At 71.3% G+C, this 21,515-nt stretch carries 14 protein-coding genes; 5 read left to right on the plus strand and 9 right to left on the minus strand.

The annotated features are described in order from the left end of the window. Nucleotides 1-126: 126 nt before the first annotated feature. Nucleotides 127-2,388: a sodium-translocating pyrophosphatase gene (locus OG943_RS33800; protein WP_328604979.1), complete on the minus strand. Its 2,262-nt coding sequence runs from the start codon at nt 2,386-2,388 to the stop codon at nt 127-129. A gap of 283 nt (nt 2,389-2,671) precedes the next feature. On the opposite strand from OG943_RS33800, the gene OG943_RS33805 reads away from it, so the two are divergent. Further along, entirely contained in the window at nt 2,672-5,866 is a 3,195-nt protein-coding gene (locus tag OG943_RS33805; protein WP_328604980.1) for a DEAD/DEAH box helicase, read from the plus strand. A gap of 41 nt (nt 5,867-5,907) precedes the next feature. Here the strand turns inward: OG943_RS33805 and OG943_RS33810 are convergent, their stop codons facing one another. From OG943_RS33810 to ssd, 8 genes are all read right to left on the minus strand, one after another. After that, nucleotides 5,908-6,528, minus strand: coding sequence for a bifunctional DNA primase/polymerase (locus OG943_RS33810; protein ID WP_328604981.1), 621 nt, complete (start codon nt 6,526-6,528; stop codon nt 5,908-5,910). 1,145 nt (nt 6,529-7,673) lie between these two features. Further along, nucleotides 7,674-8,027, minus strand: a complete 354-nt coding sequence (locus OG943_RS33815) for an Rv3654c family TadE-like protein (protein WP_328604982.1) — start codon at nt 8,025-8,027, stop codon at nt 7,674-7,676. A 230-nt stretch (nt 8,028-8,257) separates the two neighbouring features. Then, complete coding sequence (locus tag OG943_RS33820; RefSeq protein ID WP_328604983.1) at nt 8,258-8,713, minus strand: TadE family type IV pilus minor pilin; 456 nt, start codon at nt 8,711-8,713, stop codon at nt 8,258-8,260. Further along, nucleotides 8,713-8,877: a DUF4244 domain-containing protein gene (locus OG943_RS33825; RefSeq protein WP_091626899.1), complete on the minus strand. Its 165-nt coding sequence runs from the start codon at nt 8,875-8,877 to the stop codon at nt 8,713-8,715. Before OG943_RS33825 ends, OG943_RS33820 begins: the two co-directional genes overlap by 1 nt. Before the next feature lie 33 nt (nt 8,878-8,910). After that, nucleotides 8,911-9,621, minus strand: coding sequence for a type II secretion system F family protein (locus OG943_RS33830; protein WP_328604984.1), 711 nt, complete (start codon nt 9,619-9,621; stop codon nt 8,911-8,913). Between the two features lie 322 nt (nt 9,622-9,943). Next, nucleotides 9,944-10,705: a type II secretion system F family protein gene (locus OG943_RS33835; protein WP_328604985.1), complete on the minus strand. Its 762-nt coding sequence runs from the start codon at nt 10,703-10,705 to the stop codon at nt 9,944-9,946. Then, on the minus strand, nt 10,702-11,838 hold the full coding sequence (locus tag OG943_RS33840) for a TadA family conjugal transfer-associated ATPase (RefSeq protein WP_328604986.1): 1,137 nt from the start codon (nt 11,836-11,838) through the stop codon (nt 10,702-10,704). Before OG943_RS33840 ends, OG943_RS33835 begins: the two co-directional genes overlap by 4 nt. Nucleotides 11,839-12,313: 475 nt before the next feature. Next, entirely contained in the window at nt 12,314-13,387 is a 1,074-nt protein-coding gene (ssd, locus tag OG943_RS33845) for a septum site-determining protein Ssd (protein WP_328604987.1), read from the minus strand. A gap of 1,266 nt (nt 13,388-14,653) precedes the next feature. Here ssd and OG943_RS33850 point away from each other — a divergent pair. The 4 genes from OG943_RS33850 (at nt 14,654) to OG943_RS33865 (ending at nt 21,432) form a co-directional block, all read left to right on the plus strand. Further along, nucleotides 14,654-15,499 carry an HAD family hydrolase gene (locus tag OG943_RS33850; RefSeq protein WP_328604988.1) on the plus strand — a complete coding sequence of 282 codons (846 nt, stop codon included), beginning with the start codon at nt 14,654-14,656 and terminating at the stop codon, nt 15,497-15,499. 1,049 nt (nt 15,500-16,548) lie between these two features. Continuing rightward, the gene (locus tag OG943_RS33855; RefSeq protein WP_328604989.1) at nt 16,549-18,381 is read left to right on the plus strand and encodes a glycoside hydrolase family 3 protein; all 1,833 of its coding nucleotides are present in this window, start codon (nt 16,549-16,551) and stop codon (nt 18,379-18,381) included. Then, nucleotides 18,378-19,649: an exo-beta-N-acetylmuramidase NamZ family protein gene (locus tag OG943_RS33860; protein ID WP_328604990.1), complete on the plus strand. Its 1,272-nt coding sequence runs from the start codon at nt 18,378-18,380 to the stop codon at nt 19,647-19,649. The genes OG943_RS33855 and OG943_RS33860 overlap by 4 nt, the downstream gene beginning before the upstream one ends. Nucleotides 19,650-19,659: 10 nt before the next feature. Continuing rightward, the gene (locus OG943_RS33865) at nt 19,660-21,432 is read left to right on the plus strand and encodes a serine hydrolase (RefSeq protein ID WP_328604991.1); all 1,773 of its coding nucleotides are present in this window, start codon (nt 19,660-19,662) and stop codon (nt 21,430-21,432) included. The last annotated feature ends 83 nt before the right edge of the window (nt 21,433-21,515 follow it).

Here is a 21,515-nt window from a genome sequence, read left to right on the forward strand (position 1 = left end):
CGACGGTACCGATCCGAGAATCATTCGCAAGTCTTCGACCACAGTTCGGGAAGAAGTTTCCAACCACGAAACCGGGCCCGGCACGCTGTGCGCGTACCGGGCCCGGGTGGATTCAGCCGTGACAGGTCAGGCTTTCGCCTCCGCCGGGGTGTCGGCGATCACCGTGCCGCGGCGCTTGGACACCACGATCGCGACGACGATCACCGCCACCGAGACCAGCGCGATCACGATGCGCCACGTGGTGTTGGCGCCACCGCCCAGCGTCAGGCTGACGACCGCGGGCGCGATCAGCACCGAGACCAGGTTCATCACCTTGATCAGCGGGTTGATGGCCGGGCCGGCGGTGTCCTTGAACGGGTCGCCGACGGTGTCACCGATGATGGTGGCCTCGTGCGCGGCCGAGCCCTTGCCGCCGTGGTTGCCGTCCTCGACGAGCTTCTTGGCGTTGTCCCAGGCACCACCGGAGTTGGCCAGGAAGATCGCCATCAGCGTGCCGGTCGCGATCGCGCCGGCCAGGTAGCCGGCGAGCGCGCCGGTGCCGAGGCCGAAGCCCACGGCGATCGGGGCGAACACCGCGAGCAGGCCCGGCGTGGCGAGCTCACGCAGCGAGTCGCGCGTGACGATGTCCACGACCTTGCCGTACTCCGGCCGCGTGGTGCCCTCCATGATGCCCGCGATCTCGCGGAACTGGCGGCGCACTTCCTGCACCACCGCGCCGGCCGCACGCGAAACCGCGTTGACGGCCAAGCCCGAGAACAGGAACACCACGGCCGCGCCGACGATGACGCCGACCAGCGTGGACGGGTTGACGATGTTCGCGACGAACTCGCCGGTACCGCCGACCGCCTTCGTGATCGCGTCCGAATAGGACCCGAACAGCGCTGTGGCCGCGAGGACCGCGGTGGCGATCGCGATGCCCTTGGTGATGGCCTTGGTGGTGTTGCCCACCGCGTCCAGCTCCGTGAGGATCTGCGCGGCCTTCTCGTCGACGTCGCCCGACATCTCGGCGATGCCCTGCGCGTTGTCGGAGACCGGGCCGAAGGTGTCCATCGCGACGATGACGCCGACGGTGGTCAGCAGGCCGGTGCCGGCGAGCGCGACGGCGAACAGCGCGATGCCGCCACCCAGCAGGTACGCGCCGAAGACCGCCGCGGCGATCACCAGAGCGGTGTACACAGCGGACTCGAAGCCGACCGAGATGCCGGACAGGATGACCGTGGCCGCACCGGTTTCCGACGTCTTGCCGACGTCCTGGACCGGCTTGTACTCGGTGCCGGTGTAGTAACCGGTGATCTTCAGGATGATCGCGGCGAGCACGATGCCGATGATCACGGCGACGGTGGCGATGACCGCGGGGTTGCCGGAGGTGCCGGCGAACTCGGGGCCGAAATCGGCGAAGCTGCCCGGCAGGTACACGAACGCGGCGATCGCCGACAGCACCGCGGAGATCACCGCGGAGATGTAGAACGAGCGGTTGATCGTGACCAGGCCGCCCTCACCGACGCGCGCCTTCGTGATGTAGATGCCGATCACCGCGGTGATCACGCCGATGGCGGGCACGATCAGCGGGAAGATCAGGCCGTGCGCCCCGAACGCGGAGCTGCCCAGGATCAGTGCGGCGACGAGCATCACGGCGTAGGACTCGAAGAGGTCCGCGGCCATGCCCGCGCAGTCACCGACGTTGTCGCCCACGTTGTCCGCGATGGTCGCGGCGTTACGCGGGTCGTCCTCCGGGATGCCCTGCTCCACCTTGCCGACCAGGTCCGCGCCGACGTCGGCGGCCTTCGTGAAGATACCGCCGCCGACACGCATGAACATGGCGATCAGCGCGGCACCGAAACCGAAGCCCTCCAACACCTTCGGGGCCTGGCCGGTGTAGACCAGCACGACGACCGCGGCACCGAAGAGGCCGAGGCCGACGGTGATCATGCCGACCACGCCGCCGGTGCGGAATGCCACGCGCATCGCGATCTCGCGCCCGCCTTCCTCACGCGACGCGGCCGCGACGCGCAGGTTCGCCTGCGTCGCCAGCCACATGCCGAGGTAGCCGATGGTGAACGAGAACACCGCGCCGACGAGGAAGAAGACGGAGCGCCCGATGCGCTCACTCCAGTCGTCGGCGGGGAGCGCGAACAGCAGCAGGAACACGATCACGCCGAAAACGACCAGCGTGTTTCGCTGCCGCTTGAGGTAAGCGGCCGCGCCTTCCTGCACTGCCTTGGCGATGTCCTGCATCTTGGCGGTGCCCTGGCCCGCGGCCAGCACCTCCTTGAGCAACACGTAACCGATGGCGAGTGCGGCAAGGGCGACCACGGCGACCACACCGACGATGGTGTAGCCACCCCCGGTGAGCGTGATGCCGCCCTCCGCGAGGAACTGCCGGGACATTCGTCCTCCTGGGAACGCCTTTGGCCAGCGCGGGCTCGTCGTCCCCGGCGTGCCTGCGCTGGCATTGGATCTGTACCGAGCGACACGCTAGCCGTGCGGCAATGCACGTCTCACATGACTCTCGCCACAGACGGTGTGGATTGCGGGAGTGTATTGGTAGTGCTCAGCGGCCCGGCAGGGCGTCCCGGGCACGGTACGTTCCGTGACCTTGTGTGATTGGTCACTGGATCGATCTCGCTTCCGCCGAACCGGTTCTGTCGGTGCCCTGTGCGAAGCTCTGCGCGTGGTGGGAGAACGAGGTCGGAGGCTGCTGAGCCGGGTCACGGCCGGGATCCCGGCGAGCGAGAACCCGGTGACGCACGTGGCCGAACTGCCGGCGCGCGCGGCGGTTTTCGCGCCGTGGCCGGAGTGGGCCGCGGATGAAGTCGTGTCCGCGTTCACGGCGGCCGGCATGACTGCGCCGTGGGCGCACCAGGCGGAGGCGGCCTCGCTGGTGCAAGCGGGCGAGCACGTGGTGGTGTCCACGGGCACGGCGTCCGGGAAGTCGCTGGCCTACCAGCTGCCGGTCCTGTCCGAGCTGGCCGCGGGCTCGGGCGCGACGGCGCTGTACCTCGCGCCCACCAAGGCACTCGGCGCCGACCAGCTGCGTTCGGTGTCCTCTTTGGACATACCCGGCGTGCGCGCGGCGTCGTTCGACGGCGACACCCCGATGGCCGAGCGCGACTGGGTCCGCGAGCACGCGAACTGGGTGTTCACCAACCCCGACATGCTGCACCGCGGCATCCTCTCCGCGCACGGCCGGTGGGCGCGGTTCTTCCGCCGGCTGTCGTATGTCGTGGTCGACGAATGCCACAGCTACCGCGGGGTGTTCGGCTCCCACGTCGCGCTGCTGCTCCGGCGGCTGCGGCGGGTGGCGGAGCACTACGGGGCCGATCCGGTGATCGTGGCGGCGTCCGCGACCACGGCGGATCCGGCGGCGTTCGCGTCGCGGCTCACGGGCGTCGGGTGTCAAGCGGTTACCGACGACGCGTCACCCCGGGGTGCACGCACGGTAGCGCTGTGGGAGCCGCCGCTGCTCGAGGAGCTGACCGGCGAAAATGGCGCGCCGGTGCGGCGCTCGGCCGGAGCGGAAGCGTCGCGGATCCTCACGGAGCTGGTCGTGGAGGGCGCGCGTTCGCTGGCGTTCGTCCGTTCCCGGCGCGGCGCGGAGCTCACGGCGCTGGGCGCGCGCCGTCTGTTGTCCGAAGTGGACCCGGCTTTGGCCGAGACCGTTGCGGCGTACCGGTCGGGCTTCCTGCCGGAGGAACGGCGCGCACTGGAGGCGGCGCTGTTGTCCGGACGGCTGCTCGGGGTGGCGACCACCAACGCACTGGAGCTGGGCGTCGACATCGCGGGCCTGGACGCCGTCGTGCTCGCCGGGTACCCGGGCACGCTGGCGTCGTTCTGGCAGCAGGCGGGGCGCGCGGGGCGTTCGGGGGACGAGGCGCTGGTGCTGTTCGTGGCCAGGGACGATCCGCTGGACACCTACCTGGTGCACCACCCGGCGGCGCTGCTGGACCGTCCGGTCGAGACGGCGGTGCTGGACCCGTCGAACCCGTACGTGCTGGGCCCGCAGCTGGCGTGTGCCGTCGCCGAACTGCCGCTGACCGAACCGGAGCTGGCGACCTTCGGCGGCGACGCGGCGCGCGCGGTGCTTGCGGACCTGGCGGAGGAGAAGCTGCTGCGCCGCCGTTCGAGCGGCTGGTACTGGACGTCCCGCGACCGCCCCCACGCCGAAGTCGGCATCCGCGGCTCCGGCGGCGACCAGATCGCGGTGGTGGAAGCGGACTCCGGCCGCATGCTCGGCACCGTCGACCCGGGCTCGGCGTGCTTCGCCGTCCACCCGGGCGCCGTCTACCTGCACCAGGGCTCGTCGTACGTCGTCGACGAGCTGGACCTGGAGACCGGGCTGGCGCTCGTGCACGCCGAGGACCCGGACTGGAACACCTCGCCCCGCGAGATCGTGGACATCTCCGTGCTGAGCACCCAGGAGCAGTGCACTCACGCCGGCGTCACGGTCTCGCTGGGCGAGGTGGCGGTGACGTCGCAGGTCGTGGGCTACCTCCGCCGCCGCCCGTCGGGCGAGGTGCTGGACCACACGCCCCTTGACCTACCGGAACAAAGCCTCCACACGAGGGCGGTCTGGTACACGGTGTCGAGCGACCTGCTGGGCCCGGCGGAGGCGACGGGCGCTCGCGGTGGTTGGAGCGGTCGAGGCGGTTGGGGCACCGGCGCGGCTTCGGCAAAGCCAGCGGTGACTGACGCTCGGCTTCCGGCGGGGACCGGAGAGACGAGGCCAACCGGGACAGACGCCAAGCCTCGGGTGGGGACCGGGGAGGCCATGGCGCCTGTTGCGACCGGGACCTCGCCGTCGGTGGAGACCAGCGCGGCGAGGTCGGTCACGGCAGTTGCCAGACCGCCGGTGGGGACCGAGGCGGCCATAGCTTCGGTCGCGGCCGAAGCCAAGCCTCCGGTGGGGACCGGGGAAGCCGTGCCTCGTATCGTGTCCGGGGCCGAGCCTCCGGTAGGGACCGGGGAAGCCGTGCCTCTTGTTGCGACCGGAGCCAAGCCTCCGGTGGAGACCGTGACTTCCGTTGCGGCTGAGGCCAAGCCACCGGCATGGACTGAAGAGACCGCGGCGCGCGTTGCAACCGGGGCGGAGCCGTCAGCGGGGACCGGGGAAGCCGCGACTCGTGTCGCGTCCGAGGCCAAGCCTCCAATGGGGACCGGGGAGACCGTGGCGCCCGTTGCAACCGGGGCGGAGCCGTCTGCGGGGACCGGGGAAGCCGCAACTCCCGTTGTGACTGGGGCCGAGTCATCGGTAGAGACCGGGGAGACCTCGGTGCCCGTTGCGGCCGGGGCCGAGCGTCTGGTTGGGACCGGGGAAGCCGCAACTCGTGTCGCGACCGGGACCAAGCCTCCGGTGGGGACCGGGGAAACTGTGGCGCCCGTTGCGGCTGGGGCCGAGCCGTCGGTGGGGACCGAAGTTGTGGCGCCAGTGGGGACCGGGGGCGCTGGCAAGGCACCGGGGGGTGCCGGGTTGATCCCGGCACGCGTCCCCGGTGCCCTGCATGCCGCCGAGCACGCGGCGATCGGCCTGCTACCGCTGTTCGCTACGTGCGACCGCTGGGACATCGGCGGGGTGTCTACCGCGTGGCACGAGGACACCGGGGAGGCAACGGTGTTCGTGCACGACGGGCATCCCGGGGGTGCGGGATTTGCCGACCGCGGTTATGCCGCGATTGTCCCGTGGCTGGCCGCTACGCGGGAGGCGATCGTCTCCTGCGAGTGCCCGACGGGCTGCCCGTCCTGCGTACAGTCGCCGAAGTGCGGGAACGGCAACGATCCGCTGGACAAGGCAGGGGCAGTGGCCGTACTGGATACCGTGCTCGGGGCGTTGCGTCAGCACGGGGACCAGTGTGGCCACGGTGGTGCGTGAAACTTCGGGTGGTGCGGGCTGTCCTGCCGGGTTGGGACCGGTCAGGCGGCCGAGGACTCCACGAGCAGGAGAGCCTGCTCGTCGGCCAGGGCGCGCACGAGGACGTCGTGAACCTCGTCAGCGTCCGGCAGCTGCCAGCCGCAGACCTCGGGCTTGACCCGCCAGTGCACAACACCGTGCTGGAACGGCGACGGCGGCAGCGGGATGTAGCTGCCGGCGCCGTGCCACTGCACAGTCGCGTGGTCGGCGAGCTCGGCCGGAATGCGGTCGGCCGCAGTGGTGAGGAACAGCCAGCGGCCGTTCGGCATCGCGACGATCGGGGCGGGGTGCCCGAGGGTGCGGAGCAGCCGGGCGGCGCGCTTGCCAAGCTCGTCGTCCACCTCGATGGCGTCCAGCACGGTGCCGGTGGCCACCAGGAGGCTGTGGGTGCGGTCGGAGAACCAGGTGGCGACCTCGTGGGCGTGCGTGCCGATCAGCTCGCGCCAGTTTTCACGCACGGGCGCCGGGCGCTGCCAGGTCAGGTCGTCCCCCTCACCGGTGATCGGCGCCGGGGTTGCCCCCGGGAGCACCGGCCAGCCGCGCCAAGCGAGGCCGATCGCCTCCGCTCGCAGTTCGATGCGGAAGGCGCTCCGCCAGCTGTCCGGCCAATTCGCGTCCAACATTGCTTTCCTGCCTTCAAGTTCGGTTCTCGCGCCGTCCGGGTCGGGGCCGTGGTGGCGCATGTCTCACTAAACGGCAACTTGCACATTGCGCGGAAGGGTCACGCGACAACCGGTGGTTACTGGGCGATGAACGCCAGGTAGTCCACCGCCCGGCCGATACCGGCAAGCCGATCACCGTCCGCCGACGACCGGCTCGGCCACCGCTCACCGGCCTCACCACCGGGTTCGACACTTTCGACCCCCACCGCTCACTGGTTGGCGCGCACGCGCCGTTCCTGGCTGTGACCTGGTGTTTCGACCGCTCGCCGTGCACCAGCGACCGCTGCTCGCGACCGTCCGCCGCTCGTCGCCGGCCTCCTTCCCACCACCCCCACGATGATCGACTCGACGTTCCACTCACCGGCGCAACCGGCCCCACCCCCACGACGACGAACGGCCGACGACGCACCGGCGACCGGCCGTGTCCGCGCGATCCGACCTGGTCAAGCCCGGTCTGCCGGTCCGATCCGCCGCACCCCGCGCAGCGCGGCCTGGGCCCGGCCGGCTGGGCGGCGGTCTGGACCTGACCGGACGGAAGGCCCGGTAGACCGGCTAGGTCGGCCTCGCCTGGTCTGACCTCGCCCGGTCTGGAATCGCCCTGGCGAGGAACGGTTCTGGGCAGGCGCCGCCTTGGTCGCGGGATAGTCCGCCCAGGTCGAGACGGCCCGCGGTCGACCGGTTCGACGAGTCGGCGCAGGATCAGGCCGGGTTGGCCGAGCCAGTCAGCTGGGCAGGCCAACGGGACCGGCCCGGGATGCCCCGCCGGCGGTAGCGGTCAGCTGGGCAGGCCAGCCCGGGCATGCCCCGTCGGCGGCGGCAGCCAACTGGGCAAGCCAGCAGGACCGGCCCAGGCACGCCCCGTCGGCGATGGCGTGCGCCGTCGGTGGTAGCAGCCGACTGGGCAAGCCGACAGGACCGGCATGGGCATCCACCGTCGGCGATGGCAATCAACTAGGCAGGCCAGGACCGGCGCGAGCAAGCGCTGTCGGCGGTAGCAATCAACTGGACAAGCCGACAGACCCGGCGCGGGCATCCGCCGTCGGCCGGGCCAGTCAACTGGGTAGGCCAACAGGACTGGCACGGGTATCCGCCGTCGGCGGTAGCAGTCAGCTGGGCAAGCCGACCGGCCCGGCGCGGGCGTGCGCCGTCGGCGGTGGCAGGCCGGGGACGGGTGTGCGGGTGGCGCGGACTTCGACCAGGGCGTCGCGCTTGTCCCAGTGGCAGTCGGTGACCTCGGCGCCCTGGTGGTCAGCCACCTCCCGGGCACGGTCGCAGGCTTTGGCGGGACCGTCGGCGGCGTGGGCCGCGGCGGCGAGCGCACCGAGGTCCGCCACCGCCTCGACGCGATGCCGCGCGGCGACGGCCGCGCCCAGCCAGCAAGCGGCGGCCCCTAGCCAAACGAGCGCAGCGACCGCGATCGCCGTCCAGACGGTCGCCACCCCTTCGTCTGCCCGACGCATCGGCTGGCCCATCTCGCAGCTTCGGCTCATCAACCGGTCCATCCCCTTTGTCTGGCGCAGCGGGCGGTGTCGCCGGGCGGCAGGCGGCGCCGGTTTGTTGCTCGGTGGTTCGTGCGATCTGCGTGATTTCTCAGGCGCCTCAAGCAACATCGCATCGCCGACTGGTGAGGTGACAGGCATCCCTTCGGAGGACAGGGCTGGGCGCAGGGTCGTTCCGGTCTGCCGGGACATCAGGTGGGTCCGCCTTGCCCGGCAAGCTCGTCGCTCGGCTGTGTCGCGGGCGCGTCGCTCGGCTGCACTATGGGTGAAAGCGGGGGCGTTGGCACCGGTTGATCGGCGGGGTCGGTGCCCGGCTCCGCGATGGCGAAGGCCGTGCCACCGAGATGGATGCCCGGAAGGAAACCGGTGAGGGCGTCGGTGGTGACTTCGGCCGTGATGCCGTCGCCGGAACGGCGGAGTTCCAGCTTCGCGCCGCGCGGGGCGATCGACTGCACCACGGCTTCGGCGGCGCCCGGCTGGCCGGCGGCGCTCAGCCGGGCGGCCTCGCGGGCAGCGTCGAGACAGCGGATGTGCCCGCTCAGCGCGCCGATGCCCGCCATCAGCATCGCCAGCACGGCCGTGAGCGCCCCCAACGAAATGGCAGCTTCGACCGTGACGAAACCGCCGTCCCGGCGACGGCCGGGCATCAGGTGGCCACCGTCAGGGCCCGCTGGATCAGGCCCGACAATGCGGTCGAGATCGAGTCCCCGGTCAGCAGTGCGTAGAGGGCGAGGGCGAACGCCGCGGCCGCTACCGTGCCGATGGCGTACTCGGCCGTGGTCGTCCCCTCGTCTCCGCGGAGGAGGTGCATCGTCGTGGTTCCTTTCTGTCCATTGTGGATTTCTCATAACAGGCCGCCGATCCGCTCGGCCAGGCCGAGCACCACGGGCAGCACGCCGAGGCAGAAGAACGCGGGCAGGAAGCAGAGGCCGACGGGCAGTGCCAGCGCGACCCCCGCCCGTTCCGCGCGTTCCTCGGCCTCGACACCGAGACCGTCGCGCAGGCGACGGGCAAGTTCGTCCGCAGTCGTGGCGAGGGTGGTGCCCGCCCGTGCGGTGCGGGTCGCGGCGACGGCCAGTTCGTCCAACCCGGGACGCGCGCGCGTCGGCGCCCAGGCTTGCGCTGGTTCGGCGCCAAGCGCGAGCAGGCTCGCAGTGGAGTGGAGCGCCTTCGCCGTCTCGGGCGGCGCGCCCCGGCCGACCGCTTCGAGGGCGACGGGTACGGGCAAGCCGGTGCGCAGGCAGGCGGCGAGGACGTCGAGCGTCGCCGCGGACCGGAGCCGTTCGCTGATGTCGGCGTCGGGATCCTTGCGGCGGCGGGAACGGCGCAACGCCCACCAGCCGCCGAAGCCGACGATCACACCGGCCGGCACACCCGCGACGACCAGCGCGGAGACGCCCGCGACCACGGCAGTCGCGAGGTGCATGACGGGCGGGCTGGGCAACCGCAGTTTCACCGCGGCCAGCGGGGCCAGGTGACGCGGGCGGGCCGCGCTCGGCCAGATCACGAGCGCGACGGCGGCGAGCATCATTGCCGCTCCGGTGGACCAGGTCATTTCGGCACCGCCTCTGGGCCTGTGGCGGAGATGCCTAGCGCGTCGGCACCTTGCTGTTGCGTGGAGTGGGCCGCGTGGGCGGCGACTTGTCGGTGAGCCCGGGTGGTTGGCATCGGGGCGGCTCGTTGCGCAGGAGCGGCCGACACGAAGGCGCGTCGGGTGCGGTTGTCTAGTCCGACGGTGGCTCGACGGTGCAGTGGGCCGTTCGTCGCGGCGGTGGCTCCGTGGCGGGACGGGCTGTGCGCCGCGGTGATGTCTCCATCGGTTGTGAGGACAGCGGTGTGCGCGGGCGCGGCGGCACGGGGTGACCTGGCCGGGGCGGTCATCGCGGAGCCGTTCGGGTGGTGAGGGTGCGGGACCAAGCCGTGCCAGCCCACAGGAGGGCCGCGCCGGTGATCAGCAATGCCTGGCCCAGGAGAGTGCGGGTCAGGACCCTCAGTGGGTCGGCGCCGATTGCCTGGCCCAGGAGCAAGCACAGCGGCGGCAGGCCGGTGAGCACGGTGGCACTCATGCGCGGGCCAGCCATTTTCGCGTGCAGGCGGCGGGCGAAAGTCGTTGTCGCGTCTACGTCTCGGCGGGTGGCGTCCAGGATGTCGGCCATCGGGAGGCCGTGGCGGCGGGCGAGGGTCCAGGCCGTGGCCAGCTCTGGGAGCACCGTCGACTCGAGGGCGCCGTCGAGGCGGGCGGCGGTCGTGAGGTTGCGCAGTTCGCCGGACAGCTCGGGGACGGCGTCGGCCGCCGCTTCGGCCGCGTGGATGGGGTGGGCGCCGGCGCGTAGCTCCGCGACCATCGTGCGGAGGACAGTCGACGTTCGCTGCGCGTGGGCCAGTTCGTGGGCTGTTTCCCTTCTGCTGCACCATTCTTGGCGGAACGCGATGGTGACCAGAACCGTGGCGACGGCACCGCCCAGGCCGATGAGAGGGAGAGCGACGAGCGTCGGCAACAGCCAACGCCAGCGACGAGCCAACGCCGGCAGCGCACGCGCGTTGAGGCGGAACCGGGACGGCGGTTGCAAGCGGCTCGGGACCTCAGGCCAGCAGAGCAGCCCGACGCCGAAACAGAGCAGAGGCCATGCGGTGATCACGGCGTCTCCTCTTGGAAGAGGGCACGGTCGAGCGTCCAGCGGCCGGCGCGCCAGACCGGAACGACCTGGACCTCGCCGTCGATGGGGCGGAGGACGGCCACCTCGGCCAGCTTGCGGCGTCCACCGGGGGCGCGGCGCATGTGCAGGACGACGCGGACGGCGGCGGCGAGCTGGCTGTGCAGCGCCGCGCGGCCCAGCCCACCGAGCGCGGCCAGCGCTTCGAGGCGGGCAGGGACCTCGGCCGGTGAATTGGCGTGGAGGGTGCAAGCGCCGCCTTCGTGGCCGGTGTTGAGCGCGTTCAGGAGCGAACAGACCTCCGCGCCGCGGACCTCGCCGACGACCAGGCGGTCCGGGCGCATACGCAGCGCCTGGCGGACCAGCTCGGGCAGCTCGACGGCTCCGGCACCCTCCACATTGGCCGGTCGGGCGACCAGGCTGACGAACTGCGGGTGCCCCGGGCGCAGCTCGCCCGCGTCCTCAACGCAGACGATGCGCTCCGACGGGGACACCGCGCCCAGGAGCGCGCCGAGGAGGGTCGTCTTGCCGGCGCCGGTACCGCCCGTGACGAGGAAGGCCAGCCGTCGCGAAAGGACGGAGCGCAGGATGCGGGCGCCGGACGCGTCGAACACACCGAGAGCGCGGAGAGAATCGAGGTCATGCGTCGCGGGGCGGAGGACGCGCAGGGAGAGGCAAGTGCCGTTCGCGGCGATCGGGGGTAGGACGGCGTGGACGCGGATGCGGCCGCCGGGGCCGGGGAGCCAGCCGTCCACGTACGGCTGGGCGTCGTCGAGTCTGCGGCCCGCGGCGAGCGCGAGCCGCTGCGCGAGACGGCGGACAGCCTCCTCGTCGGCGAAACGGACTGCCGTGCGAGTGAGGCCTTCGGGGCCGTCGGACCAGACCTGGTCGGGCGCGGTGACGAGGACATCGGTGACGGTCGGGTCCTCGAGCAGCGGTGCGAGCGGGCCCGCGCCGACGAATTCGTCGCGGGCCTGGCGAACGGCGTCCAGGACGGCGTCGTGGCTGAGCGCGCCGCCGGCCTCCGCTCGCACCGCCTCGGCGACGGCCACCGGATCGGCCGGACGGCTCTCCCCCGCCAGCCGATGGCGGACCCGCTCGACGAAGTCCGTGGTCATGCGACGGCCGCGAATCGGTGGCGGGCGGCGGTGGGGCCGAGGTTCGGGTGGGTGGTGGCCGGCGCCGCGGGACTGTCGCAAGTGGACGACGGGTGGCGGTAGTCCGGTGCGTTCCGGAGAGGGGGAACGGGGGCGGGTGAGGACATCGACGGGCTCCGGAGGTCAGGGGGTGACTGCGGGGTGGGGGCGGCGCCAGGCCGAGTGGCTGGGGCGCGGGCGGGTCGGCGGAGTGGGCGGGGTTGGCGGCATGGGCGGAGTTAGTGGCAATGGGCGGGGTTAGTGGCGTGGGCGAGGTTGGCGGTATTGGTGGGGTTAGTGGCGTGGGCGGGCGAGTGGCGTGGGCGGACGGACTGGCGGACATGGGCGAGCGAGTGGCCTGGGCGGACGGACTGGCGGACGTGGGCGTACGGACGGGCCGTGGGCGGGTGAGTGGCGGGGCTGGACGGAGGCTCGATGGCCGATCCGCGTCCGGCGTTCATGCGGCGGCATAACCCGGTGGAGCGGGAGCGGCGTGGTCCTGGGCGGAGGCGAGGATCGCGCGGGCCGTGGTGGTCAGGGGGCCTCGAGGGTGGAGGGTGAACTCACCGCTTTCCAGGGACTCGGCCAGGCGGCGTTCGGGTGGGAGGGTGGCCAGCAGGGGCGGGCCGAGGAGGGCGGCGGTGCTCGACGGGGATGCGCCGGTGATCGAGCGTCCACTTGCGACCACCGACAGGCGATCGGAGTGGGCGGAGAGGCGGCGGAGGACCTGCTTCGCCGCCATGCAGGCGCGGAACTCCTGCGGGACGATCAGCACGACCAGGTCTGCGACGGCGCTTACGGCCAGTGCGCCGTCGTCCAGGGAGCGGGACAGGTCGCAGACCACGGTCCGCCCCGCGCGCCGGCCGGCGGTCACGACGGCGGACAAGGCGTCCGGTGTGGGGCCCGGGCCCTCGCGGCCGCAGGACAGCACCGGAAGCGCATCGCGGGACGGCAGGGCCTCGACGAGCCTTGGGATCGAGACGCGGCCTGACAAGCGCACCTCGGGCCAGCGGAGGCCCTCCTCCTTCTCCAGGCCAAGCAGCAAGTCCACGCCACCGCCGAGGGGGTCGCAGTCGACCAGGAGGGCCGGCGACGAGCGGGCGGCCTCGAGTGCGACGGCGGCAGCCAGCACCGAGGCGCCCGCGCCGCCGCGACCGCCGACCACGGCGATCACCGGGCCCGGCGGGCCGGCCGGGCCGTCGACCACGTCGGCGAAGGCGACGATCAGGTCCGCCTCGTCGTCGGGCAGGCAGAGGACCTGGTCGGCGCCGACGGCGAACGCGCGGCGCCACGTCTCCTCACCCGGCGTGCCCTTGCACACCAGCAGCACGCCGGCCCGGCGGGGCAGGCCGACGCGGACGGCCGCGGCCTCCTCGTCCAGCACCACGAGTGGCGCGCGAGTCCAGCGGCCGCGGGCCGCCAGCAGGTCGGGCTCGCGGTCGAGCTCGCAGCCCGCGACCGCGGCCACACGCAGGATCTCGTCGAGCACCGTCTCATCAGTGGCGACGACGAGCGGACGTTCCGTGGCCATGGTCCCTCCCCGGGAGTAGTGGGCCGGACCACCACCGTCGCCGGACGGACGGACCCGCCGCAATGCCCTCCGGCCCGGCCTGTGGACAACCGGGGTCCTGTGGACAACCCACGCGGCCAAATCGATCCAGAACGCCGAACTGTCGGGGGAATGCGGCAGAATTCGCCCGGGGGGCGCGGTAATTCCGGTGTGGACACGGCGGTGGCGGAAAACGTCCCGGGCTTCCGCTGATACAGCGGAAAAATCACATGGACGCTGGAAAGTGGCCTCGGGGGAGCCTGAAATGACCGCTGGGAGCGGAAACCGGAGGCCGAAACCCGGGGAGGGCGGAAACTCAGGCAGGGCCGAGTCGGGGCGGAAACCCGGGCAGGGCAGTTAATTTCGGCAAGGCGGAAACCGGGGGCAGGGCGGAACTCGGGGCCGGAAACCGATGCAGGGCAATGGCCGAGGCCAGGCAAGGCAATGACGGGGCCAGGCGATGACCAGTGCAGGGTAGGGCAATGGCCGGAGCCGAGCAATGGGCTGGGCAGGGCTGGGCAATGACTGGGGGCAGGGCAATGACCTGGGCTGGGCAACGACCCCGACTTGACCGGGCGGGCGACGGAGCCGGGCAACGACGCGGGCTGGGCAGGCAGAAACCGGGGCCAAAGGACACTGACGGGGCGGTAGCCAAGGCCGGTGAACGCAGGCGACGAAGCAAACAAGGCTGGGCAAGACAGGAAACTTGGCTGGGTGAGGCCGAAACCGGGGCTAAGAGCGCTGGCGGGACAGCGGTCCGGGCACGCCAACCCAAGCAGGACAGCACCCCGAGCACACTAACCGGAGCAGGGCGGCGATCCGGTCGCGTGTCAACCCGAGCAGGGCAGCAACCCGGCCGTGCCAACCAGGCACGCTAACCCAGTCGAGGCAGAAACCAGGCCGGGTCGAAACCGAGTCGAAAAGCCAGGCAGGACGAAAAACCAGCGTGAGCGGAACCGGGAGAACGGAAACCGGAGCGGAATAGAGGGCGGCCCTCGCCAGGGGGGAGGGACGAGGGCCGCCAGGGGTTCAGCCCCGGGGGGTCGGACTGAACCTGGCCCGGTTCAGCACCGGGCTCCTCCACTGTAGCTCTGCCGGGCACTGGTTGGCCTGCCAGGCGACACCTACGATTCGGTAACGGCATCCGAAGCCGGAAGTACTGTCCTGTCATGGATTTTCGCACCGGGCAGGCGCGCCGGTGTTCGATCAACGCGAGATCCTGTCGGTCCGTTCTCCTATCCTGATCACGTGGCCGAACCCAGCAGCGCCCCACCGCGCGAATCCAGCCCCCAAGAACCCCCGCGCGCCGTCGCGGCGTTCTTCGATCTCGACAAGACGATCATCGCTTCTTCCAGCGCGCTGGCGTTCAGCAAACCATTACTCAGAGAAGGGCTCATCAACCGTCGCGCCGCATTGCGGAGCGCGTACGCGCAACTCGTCTTCTCGCTCGCGGGCGCCGACGCGGACAAGACCGAGCGGATGCGCGCCGAGGTCTCCGCGCTCTGCGCGGGGTGGGACGTCGCCCAGGTTTCCGCGATCGTGCGGGAGACGCTGCACGACGTCGTCGACCCGCTGGTGTACGTCGAGGCCGCCGAGCTCATCGGGCGCCACCTCGCCGACGGTCATGACGTGGTGGTCCTGTCGGCCACCGGTGAGGAGGTGGCGGCGCCCGTCGCGGCAATGCTCGGCGCCACGCGCTGCGTCGCCACGCGTATGCAGATCGCCGACGGGCGATACACCGGGCAAGTCGACTTCTACTGCTACGGCGACAACAAAGCCCTCGCCGCGAAGCAGCAAGCCGCGACGTACGGGTACGACCTCGCCGAGTGCTACGCCTACACCGACTCGAGCACCGACGTCCCGCTGCTGGAGGTCGTCGGGCACCCGCACGCGGTGAACCCCGACAAGCTGCTGCGCCGGGAGGCCGGCGAGCGCGGCTGGCCGATCCTCGCGTTCGAGCGCCCGATGTCGCTGCGCAGCCGGATCCCGGCGCGCTCGGCCGGAATGGTGGCCCTCGGCGTGGGCGCCGTCGCGGCCGGCGCGACCTGGTACAGCCTGAGCCGTCGCCGCCGGTCCCGGGGCCCGCAGGCGTGAGCACCCGCTCGGCGGTACCGGACGGTAGTTTTCCTTGTGCAGCCAACGATTATCCGTCGCGCAGGGTGCCCGTGTCACTAGATCGAGCCTCTGTACCGGTGCACCCGTACGCGCACTTGAAGTGACCGGGCTCACGGCGTAGAAAGAAGGTGCGGACGTTGAGCCGGCCAGGACAGAGGTAGAAGAGAAGCCTCGGTCACCCCGGTCAACCTCCGTGCGCGGACTCCGGGTACCCACGCGCAGCACGCCGCGGGAGGCTCGTCGTCTAGGGACTGCGTACCGGGACGCCGGACGCCGAGTCCATGAAGGTACGACCAGAGTTGCACGCTTGGTCGCCCGAGATGTTCCGCGCTTGCAGGCGGCGCCCGTTGGCCATCGGCCGACGGGCGCCGCCAGTGTTTCCGGGTAAAACCGTGCCTCCGGGTAGAGCCGCCGACGTTTCCGGCAACGCCGCCGGTCGCTCCGGGAAGGGGTCCGCCAAAGCCGCTGAGGTCGCCGCAGTGACCCGGGAAAGGTTTCCAGCCAAGCTGCTGGCGCCAGGGAGCCTGCAGCCAAGCCGCCGGGGCCTGGGGAGTTCCAACCAAGCCGCCAGGGCCCGGGAACGGCATCCAGCCAGAGCTGCGACGTTGCCCGGCACCTCGGGAGAGGTTTCCAGCCAAGCCGCCAAGGCCCGGAAGTGTTCCGGCCAGAGCCGCCGACGTCACCTCAGCACCTCGGGAAAGATTCCAGCCGAGCTGCCAGGGCTCGGGAAGCCTGCAGCCAAGCCGCCGGGGCCTGGGCAGTTTCCAGCCAAGCCGCCACGGCCCGGGAAAGGCTTCCGGCCAAAGCCGCGACGTCGCTCCCAGTGACCCTGGGAAGGTTTCTGGCAAGCGCCCAGCGCCGCCAGTACCGCCGGCGGCCCAGCGAAGCCGGAAAGATCCCCTGATCAGCGCGGTAGTTCCTGCGCTCGGCCGATGGACAACGCCGAATCCGGTGAGTAGCTTCCCGATACCGGCGCCTCCGAGTGGACTTCTGACCACCCTGGGCGCACGACACTGGGAGGCCCCATCGTGACGACCCGACTCGCGCGCTCGCGCCCGCGGAGGATCTATGCGCTCGCCGTACCCCTCGCCGGCCTGCTCGCGCTCGGCGGTGTCGGCGCCGCGTCCGGCACGACCCCCGCGCGGCAGCAGCCGATGAGCGCCGACGCCCAGCTCGACGCCGCCGCGAACCAGGCTCTGCGGGGGCTGAGCCTCGAGGAGAAGGTCGGCCAGCTGTTCGTCACCTGGGTCAACGGCAAGTCCGCCGACGAGGTCAACCCCAAGAACCAGGCTGACTTCGGCGTCGACACAGCCGCGCAGGCGGTCGCGAAGTACCACCTCGGCGGGGTCATCTACTTCAACAACGACAGCCGCGACAACTTCGACAGCCCCACGCAGGTCGCGAAGCTCTCCAACGGACTCCAGCAGGCCGCCGTGACCAGCGGCGCGCACATCCCGCTGCAGATCGGCACCGACCAGGAGGGCGGCACCGTCACCCGGATGGGCGCGCCGGCCACCGAGTTCCCCAACTCGATGGCGATCGCCGCCGGGCGCAGCACCGACAGCGCGAACCAGGCCGCCACGATCATCGGGCACGAGCTGCGCGCGGTCGGCATCAACCAGGACTTCGCGCCCGACTCCGACGTCAACTCCAATCCGGCCAACCCGGTGATCGGCGTCCGCTCGTTCGCCGGGCAGCCGGGCCTGGCGAGCCAGTTCGTGACCGCCGAGGTGAAGGGCTACCAGGAGTCGGGCCTACCGTCGGCCACCGTGTCGTCCACCGCGAAGCACTTCCCCGGCCACGGCGACGCCGCCACCGACAGCCACACCGGCCTGCCGCGCATCGACCGCACCGAGGAGCAGTGGCGCGCGATCGACGTGCCGCCGTTCAAGGCCGCCATCGCCGCGGGCATCGACTCGATCATGAGCGCGCACATCCAGTTCCCGAGCCTCGACCCGTCCGGCGAGCCCGCGACGCTGTCGAAGCCGATCATCACCGGGAAGCTCCGGAACGAGCTGGGCTACAACGGCGTGGTCATCACCGACTCGCTGGAGATGCAGGGCGTCCGCGAGCTGCACAGCGACGCCGAGATCCCCGTCCTCGCGCTGAAGGCGGGCATCGACCAGCTGCTGATGCCGGTGCACCTGGACGTCGCGATCAACGCCGTGCTGGCCGCCGTGAAGTCCGGTGACCTGCCGATGCAGCGGATCGACCAGAGCGTGCTGCGCGTGCTCAAGCTGAAGCTCAAGCGCGGGATCCTCTACGCGCCGTTCACCAACCCGGCGCAGGTCCCGCGGAAGGTCGGCACGCCCGCCCACCTGGCCACCGCGCAGGGCATCGCGGACCGCTCCGTCACCGCGATCGCCAACGACGCCGGCGTGCTGCCGCTCAAGCAGAAGCCCGCGACCGCGCTCGTCACCGGCTGGGGCGTCGCCAGCACGCAGACGCTCGCCGACAAGCTGACCGCGCACGGCACCAAGGCCTCGGTGCTGCAGACCGGCCAGACGCCGTCCGACGACCTCGTCACCCAGGCCGCCACGGCCGCGAAGAGCGCCGACCTGGTTGTGGTGCTGACCAACAACCTCGGCGGTTTTCCCTTGCAGAACAAGCTGTTGCAGGCGCTGATGGACACCGGCAAGCCCGTGGTCGCGGTCGCCGCGCAGATCCCGTACGACGCCGGTTACGCCAACCCGGTGCCGACCTGGCTCGCCACCTACGGCTACATCGGGCCGTCACTGGAGGCGCTCGCCAAGGTGGTCCTCGGCGAGACGAAGCCGACCGGGAAGCTGCCCGTGGACGTCCCGGCGGGCGCCGACGTGCAGACCGTCAAGTACCCCTTCGGACACGGGCTGACCTGGTGACCATCAACCGCAGGCGCTTCCTGGCCGTCCCGGCGCTCGCCGTGCCCGTCCTCGCGGGCGGATCGGCCGTCGCCCAAGCGCAACCGCAGGCACAGGCACAGGCACAGGACGCACGTGTCCTCACCGGCGCCGAGCAGCTCGCCGCGCAAGGCTGGCGACCACTCGCCGGACGCAAGCTCGGCGTGCTGTCCAACCCGACCGGCGTGCTGGCGAACGGCGACCACATCGTCGACTCGATGGTCGCCGCGGGCGTGCGTCCCGTGGCGGCCTTCGGGCCCGAGCACGGCTTCCGCGGCAGCGCGCAGGCCGGCGGCTCCGAAGGCGACTACACCGACCCGCGTACGGGCATCCCGGTGTACGACGCGTACGGCGCCAACCCCGCGAAGCTCGCGACGCTGTTCACCAAGGCCGGGCTCGACACCGTCGTCTTCGACATCGCCGACGTCGGCGCGCGCTTCTACACCTATATCTGGTCGCTCTACACCGCCATGGTCGCGGCGGCGAAGGTCGGCGCGGCCTTTGTCGTGCTGGACCGGCCGAACCCGATCGGCGGACGGCTGGCCGGCCCGGTGCTCGACCCGAAGTTCGCCTCCGGCGTCGGCCTCAAGCCGATCGCGCAGCAGCACGGGATGACTGTCGGCGAGCTGGCCCGCTTCTTCGCCGCCGAGTTCCTGCCCAGCGAGGGCGTCCGGCTCGACCACCTCGAAATCGTCCAGGTGCGCGGGTGGCGACGCGAGACGTTCTTCGCCGGCACGGGCCAGCGCTGGGTCATGCCGAGCCCGAACATGCCGACGCCGGACACCGCGCTCGTCTACCCCGGCACCGGGATGTTCGAAGGCACGCTGTTCACCGAGGGCCGCGGCACCACGCGCCCGTTCGAGATCGTCGGCGCCCCCGGCCTCGACTGGCGCTGGCGCGACACGCTCGAACAGCAGCACCTGCCCGGCGCCGCCTTCCGCGAGACCTACTTCGTGCCCACGTTCGGCAAGTTCGTGAACGAGACCTGCGGCGGCGTCCAGCTCACGGTCACCGACCCGCGGTCGTTCGACGCGATCCGCACCGCCGTGACGATGTTCGTCACGGCCAAGCAGGTCGCGCCGAAGCAGTTCGGCTGGCGGCCCGACCTCGCCATCGACAAGCTGTCCGGCTCCGACCGGCTGCGGACCATGGTCGACGCCGGCGCGGGCGTCGAGGAGATCACCGGCGCCTGGCGCGCCGAGCTGGCCGAGTTCGACCGGACCCGCCGTCGCTACCTGATCTACCGCTGAGGAGACCGCCATGCGTGCTAGGAAAGTGCTCGTCGCGACCCTCGGCGCCCTGGTCGCCGCCGCCACGCTGACCAGCGCAGGAGCCGCCGCCATCACCACCACCGATCGCCACGACCCGCTGGCCGGCCGCTTCGACCGGCCGAGGCAGGGGTTCGCCGCGCCCACCACGACGCTGCGCGAGGGACGGCCGTCCGACGTCGGCCTCACCGACCAGCCGATCCGCGACGCCGAGCAGTTCCTGTCGGACTGGACCAAGCCGGACGCGAGCGGGCACCCGCACTTCTCCGGCGCCGTCGGCCTGCTCGCGCACGACGGCGTGGTCGTGGACCGGTACGCCGTCGGCGGGGCCCTGCGCTACGCCGACGTGAACGGCACCGAACTGCCGCCGGACCAGCAGGTCCCGATGCGCGACAACACGATCTTCGACATGGCGTCGATCTCGAAGCTGTTCACCTCGATTGCCGCGCTGCAGCTGATCGAGCAGGGCAAGGTGGACGTCAACGCGCCGGTCGCGCGCTACCTGCCGGAGTTCGCGGTGAACGGCAAGGGGACGGTGACCGTCGAACAGCTGCTGACGCACACGTCCGGCTTCGACGCCGACCCCGTGCCGTCGCTGTGGCAGGGCTACCCCGACATCCCGTCGCGCCGCAAGGCCGTGCTGGACAGCCCGCTGAAGAACGCGCCGGGCACCACCTACCTCTACTCCGACCTGAACATGCTCAACCTCGGCTTCCTGGTCGAGAAGCTCACCGGCGAAACGCTGGACAAGGTGGTCCACGACCGGATCACGGCGCCGCTGGGCATGGTCGACACGGGGTACAACCCGCCCGCGTCGAAGCTGGACCGGATCGCCGCCACCGAGTACGAGTCGAACCCGCCGCGCGGCCTGGTTCGCGGCCAGGTGCACGACGAGAACGCGTGGTCGCTCGGCGGCGTCGCCGGCCACGCGGGCGTGTTCTCCACGGCGAGCGACATGGCCGTGCTCAGCCAGGCCGTCCTCAACGGCGGCGCCTACCGCGGCCACCGCATCCTCCGGCCGGACACGGTCGAGAAGATGCTGACGAACTACAACCAGAAGTTCCCCGACGACTCCCACGGCCTCGGCTTCGAGCTGGACCAGCCCTGGTACATGGGCGCGCTCTCCTCGCCGGTCACCGCGGGCCACACCGGCTTCACCGGGACGACGCTCGTGATCGACCCCGAGTCCCGCTCGTTCGCGCTGCTGCTCACCAACCGCGTGCACCCGACGCGCAACTGGGGCTCCATCAACACCGCGCGCCAGGTCTGGGCGACGTCGCTGGCGAAGGCCATGGCCGTGAAACCCGTCGAAGGCCGCGACGCGTGGTACGCGGGCCTCGGCAACAGCAGCACGGCAACGCTCAGTACACAGCCTCTGACGCCGCGAGCCGGCGGGCCGCTACATGTGTCCTTCTCTGCCTTCGTGGACACCGAGGGGCCCAGTGATCCATTACAGCTGGAATCGACCACCGACGGGGTTACCTGGCAACCAGTCAAGCTCCGGGCCACCGGGCCGGGCGCACCGGACGGCGATGTGACATCGCTCTCCGGACACGGGCACCGCGCCTGGTGGCGAGTCACGGCGGACGTGCCGGCGACGGGCGTTACAACTCTGCGCTGGCGTTACAGCACCGATCCGAACTACACCGGCCGAGGAGTTTCGCTCGACGGTGTGAAAGTCACCGAACGCGGCCGGACGGTACTGGATGGTGAGCGGAATCCGTCGGCGCTGACCGCTTCCGGCTGGGTTTTGACCGGTCGGTGACCGGCCGGTCACCAGGAGCCCACCACCGCGGCCCGCTCAGCGGGGCGCCCACCCTGATGCAGCGACACTAAGTTGCCAAGTCG

Origin of the sequence: Amycolatopsis sp. NBC_00345 (assembly GCF_036116635.1) — a bacterium.
Lineage (GTDB): Bacteria > Actinomycetota > Actinomycetes > Mycobacteriales > Pseudonocardiaceae > Amycolatopsis.

Coding starts and splice junctions, on each gene's coding strand:
- OG943_RS33800 (WP_328604979.1), bottom strand. CDS start 2,388: ATGTCCCGGCAGTTCCTCGCGGAGGGCGGCATCACGCTCACCGGGGGT.
- OG943_RS33810 (WP_328604981.1), bottom strand. CDS start 6,528: ATGTTGGACGCGAATTGGCCGGACAGCTGGCGGAGCGCCTTCCGCATC.
- OG943_RS33815 (WP_328604982.1), bottom strand. CDS start 8,027: ATGCGTCGGGCAGACGAAGGGGTGGCGACCGTCTGGACGGCGATCGCG.
- OG943_RS33820 (WP_328604983.1), bottom strand. CDS start 8,713: ATGCCCGGCCGTCGCCGGGACGGCGGTTTCGTCACGGTCGAAGCTGCC.
- OG943_RS33825 (WP_091626899.1), bottom strand. CDS start 8,877: ATGCACCTCCTCCGCGGAGACGAGGGGACGACCACGGCCGAGTACGCC.
- OG943_RS33830 (WP_328604984.1), bottom strand. CDS start 9,621: ATGACCTGGTCCACCGGAGCGGCAATGATGCTCGCCGCCGTCGCGCTC.
- OG943_RS33840 (WP_328604986.1), bottom strand. CDS start 11,838: ATGACCACGGACTTCGTCGAGCGGGTCCGCCATCGGCTGGCGGGGGAG.
- ssd (WP_328604987.1), bottom strand. CDS start 13,387: ATGGCCACGGAACGTCCGCTCGTCGTCGCCACTGATGAGACGGTGCTC.
- OG943_RS33865 (WP_328604991.1), top strand. CDS start 19,660: ATGCGTGCTAGGAAAGTGCTCGTCGCGACCCTCGGCGCCCTGGTCGCC.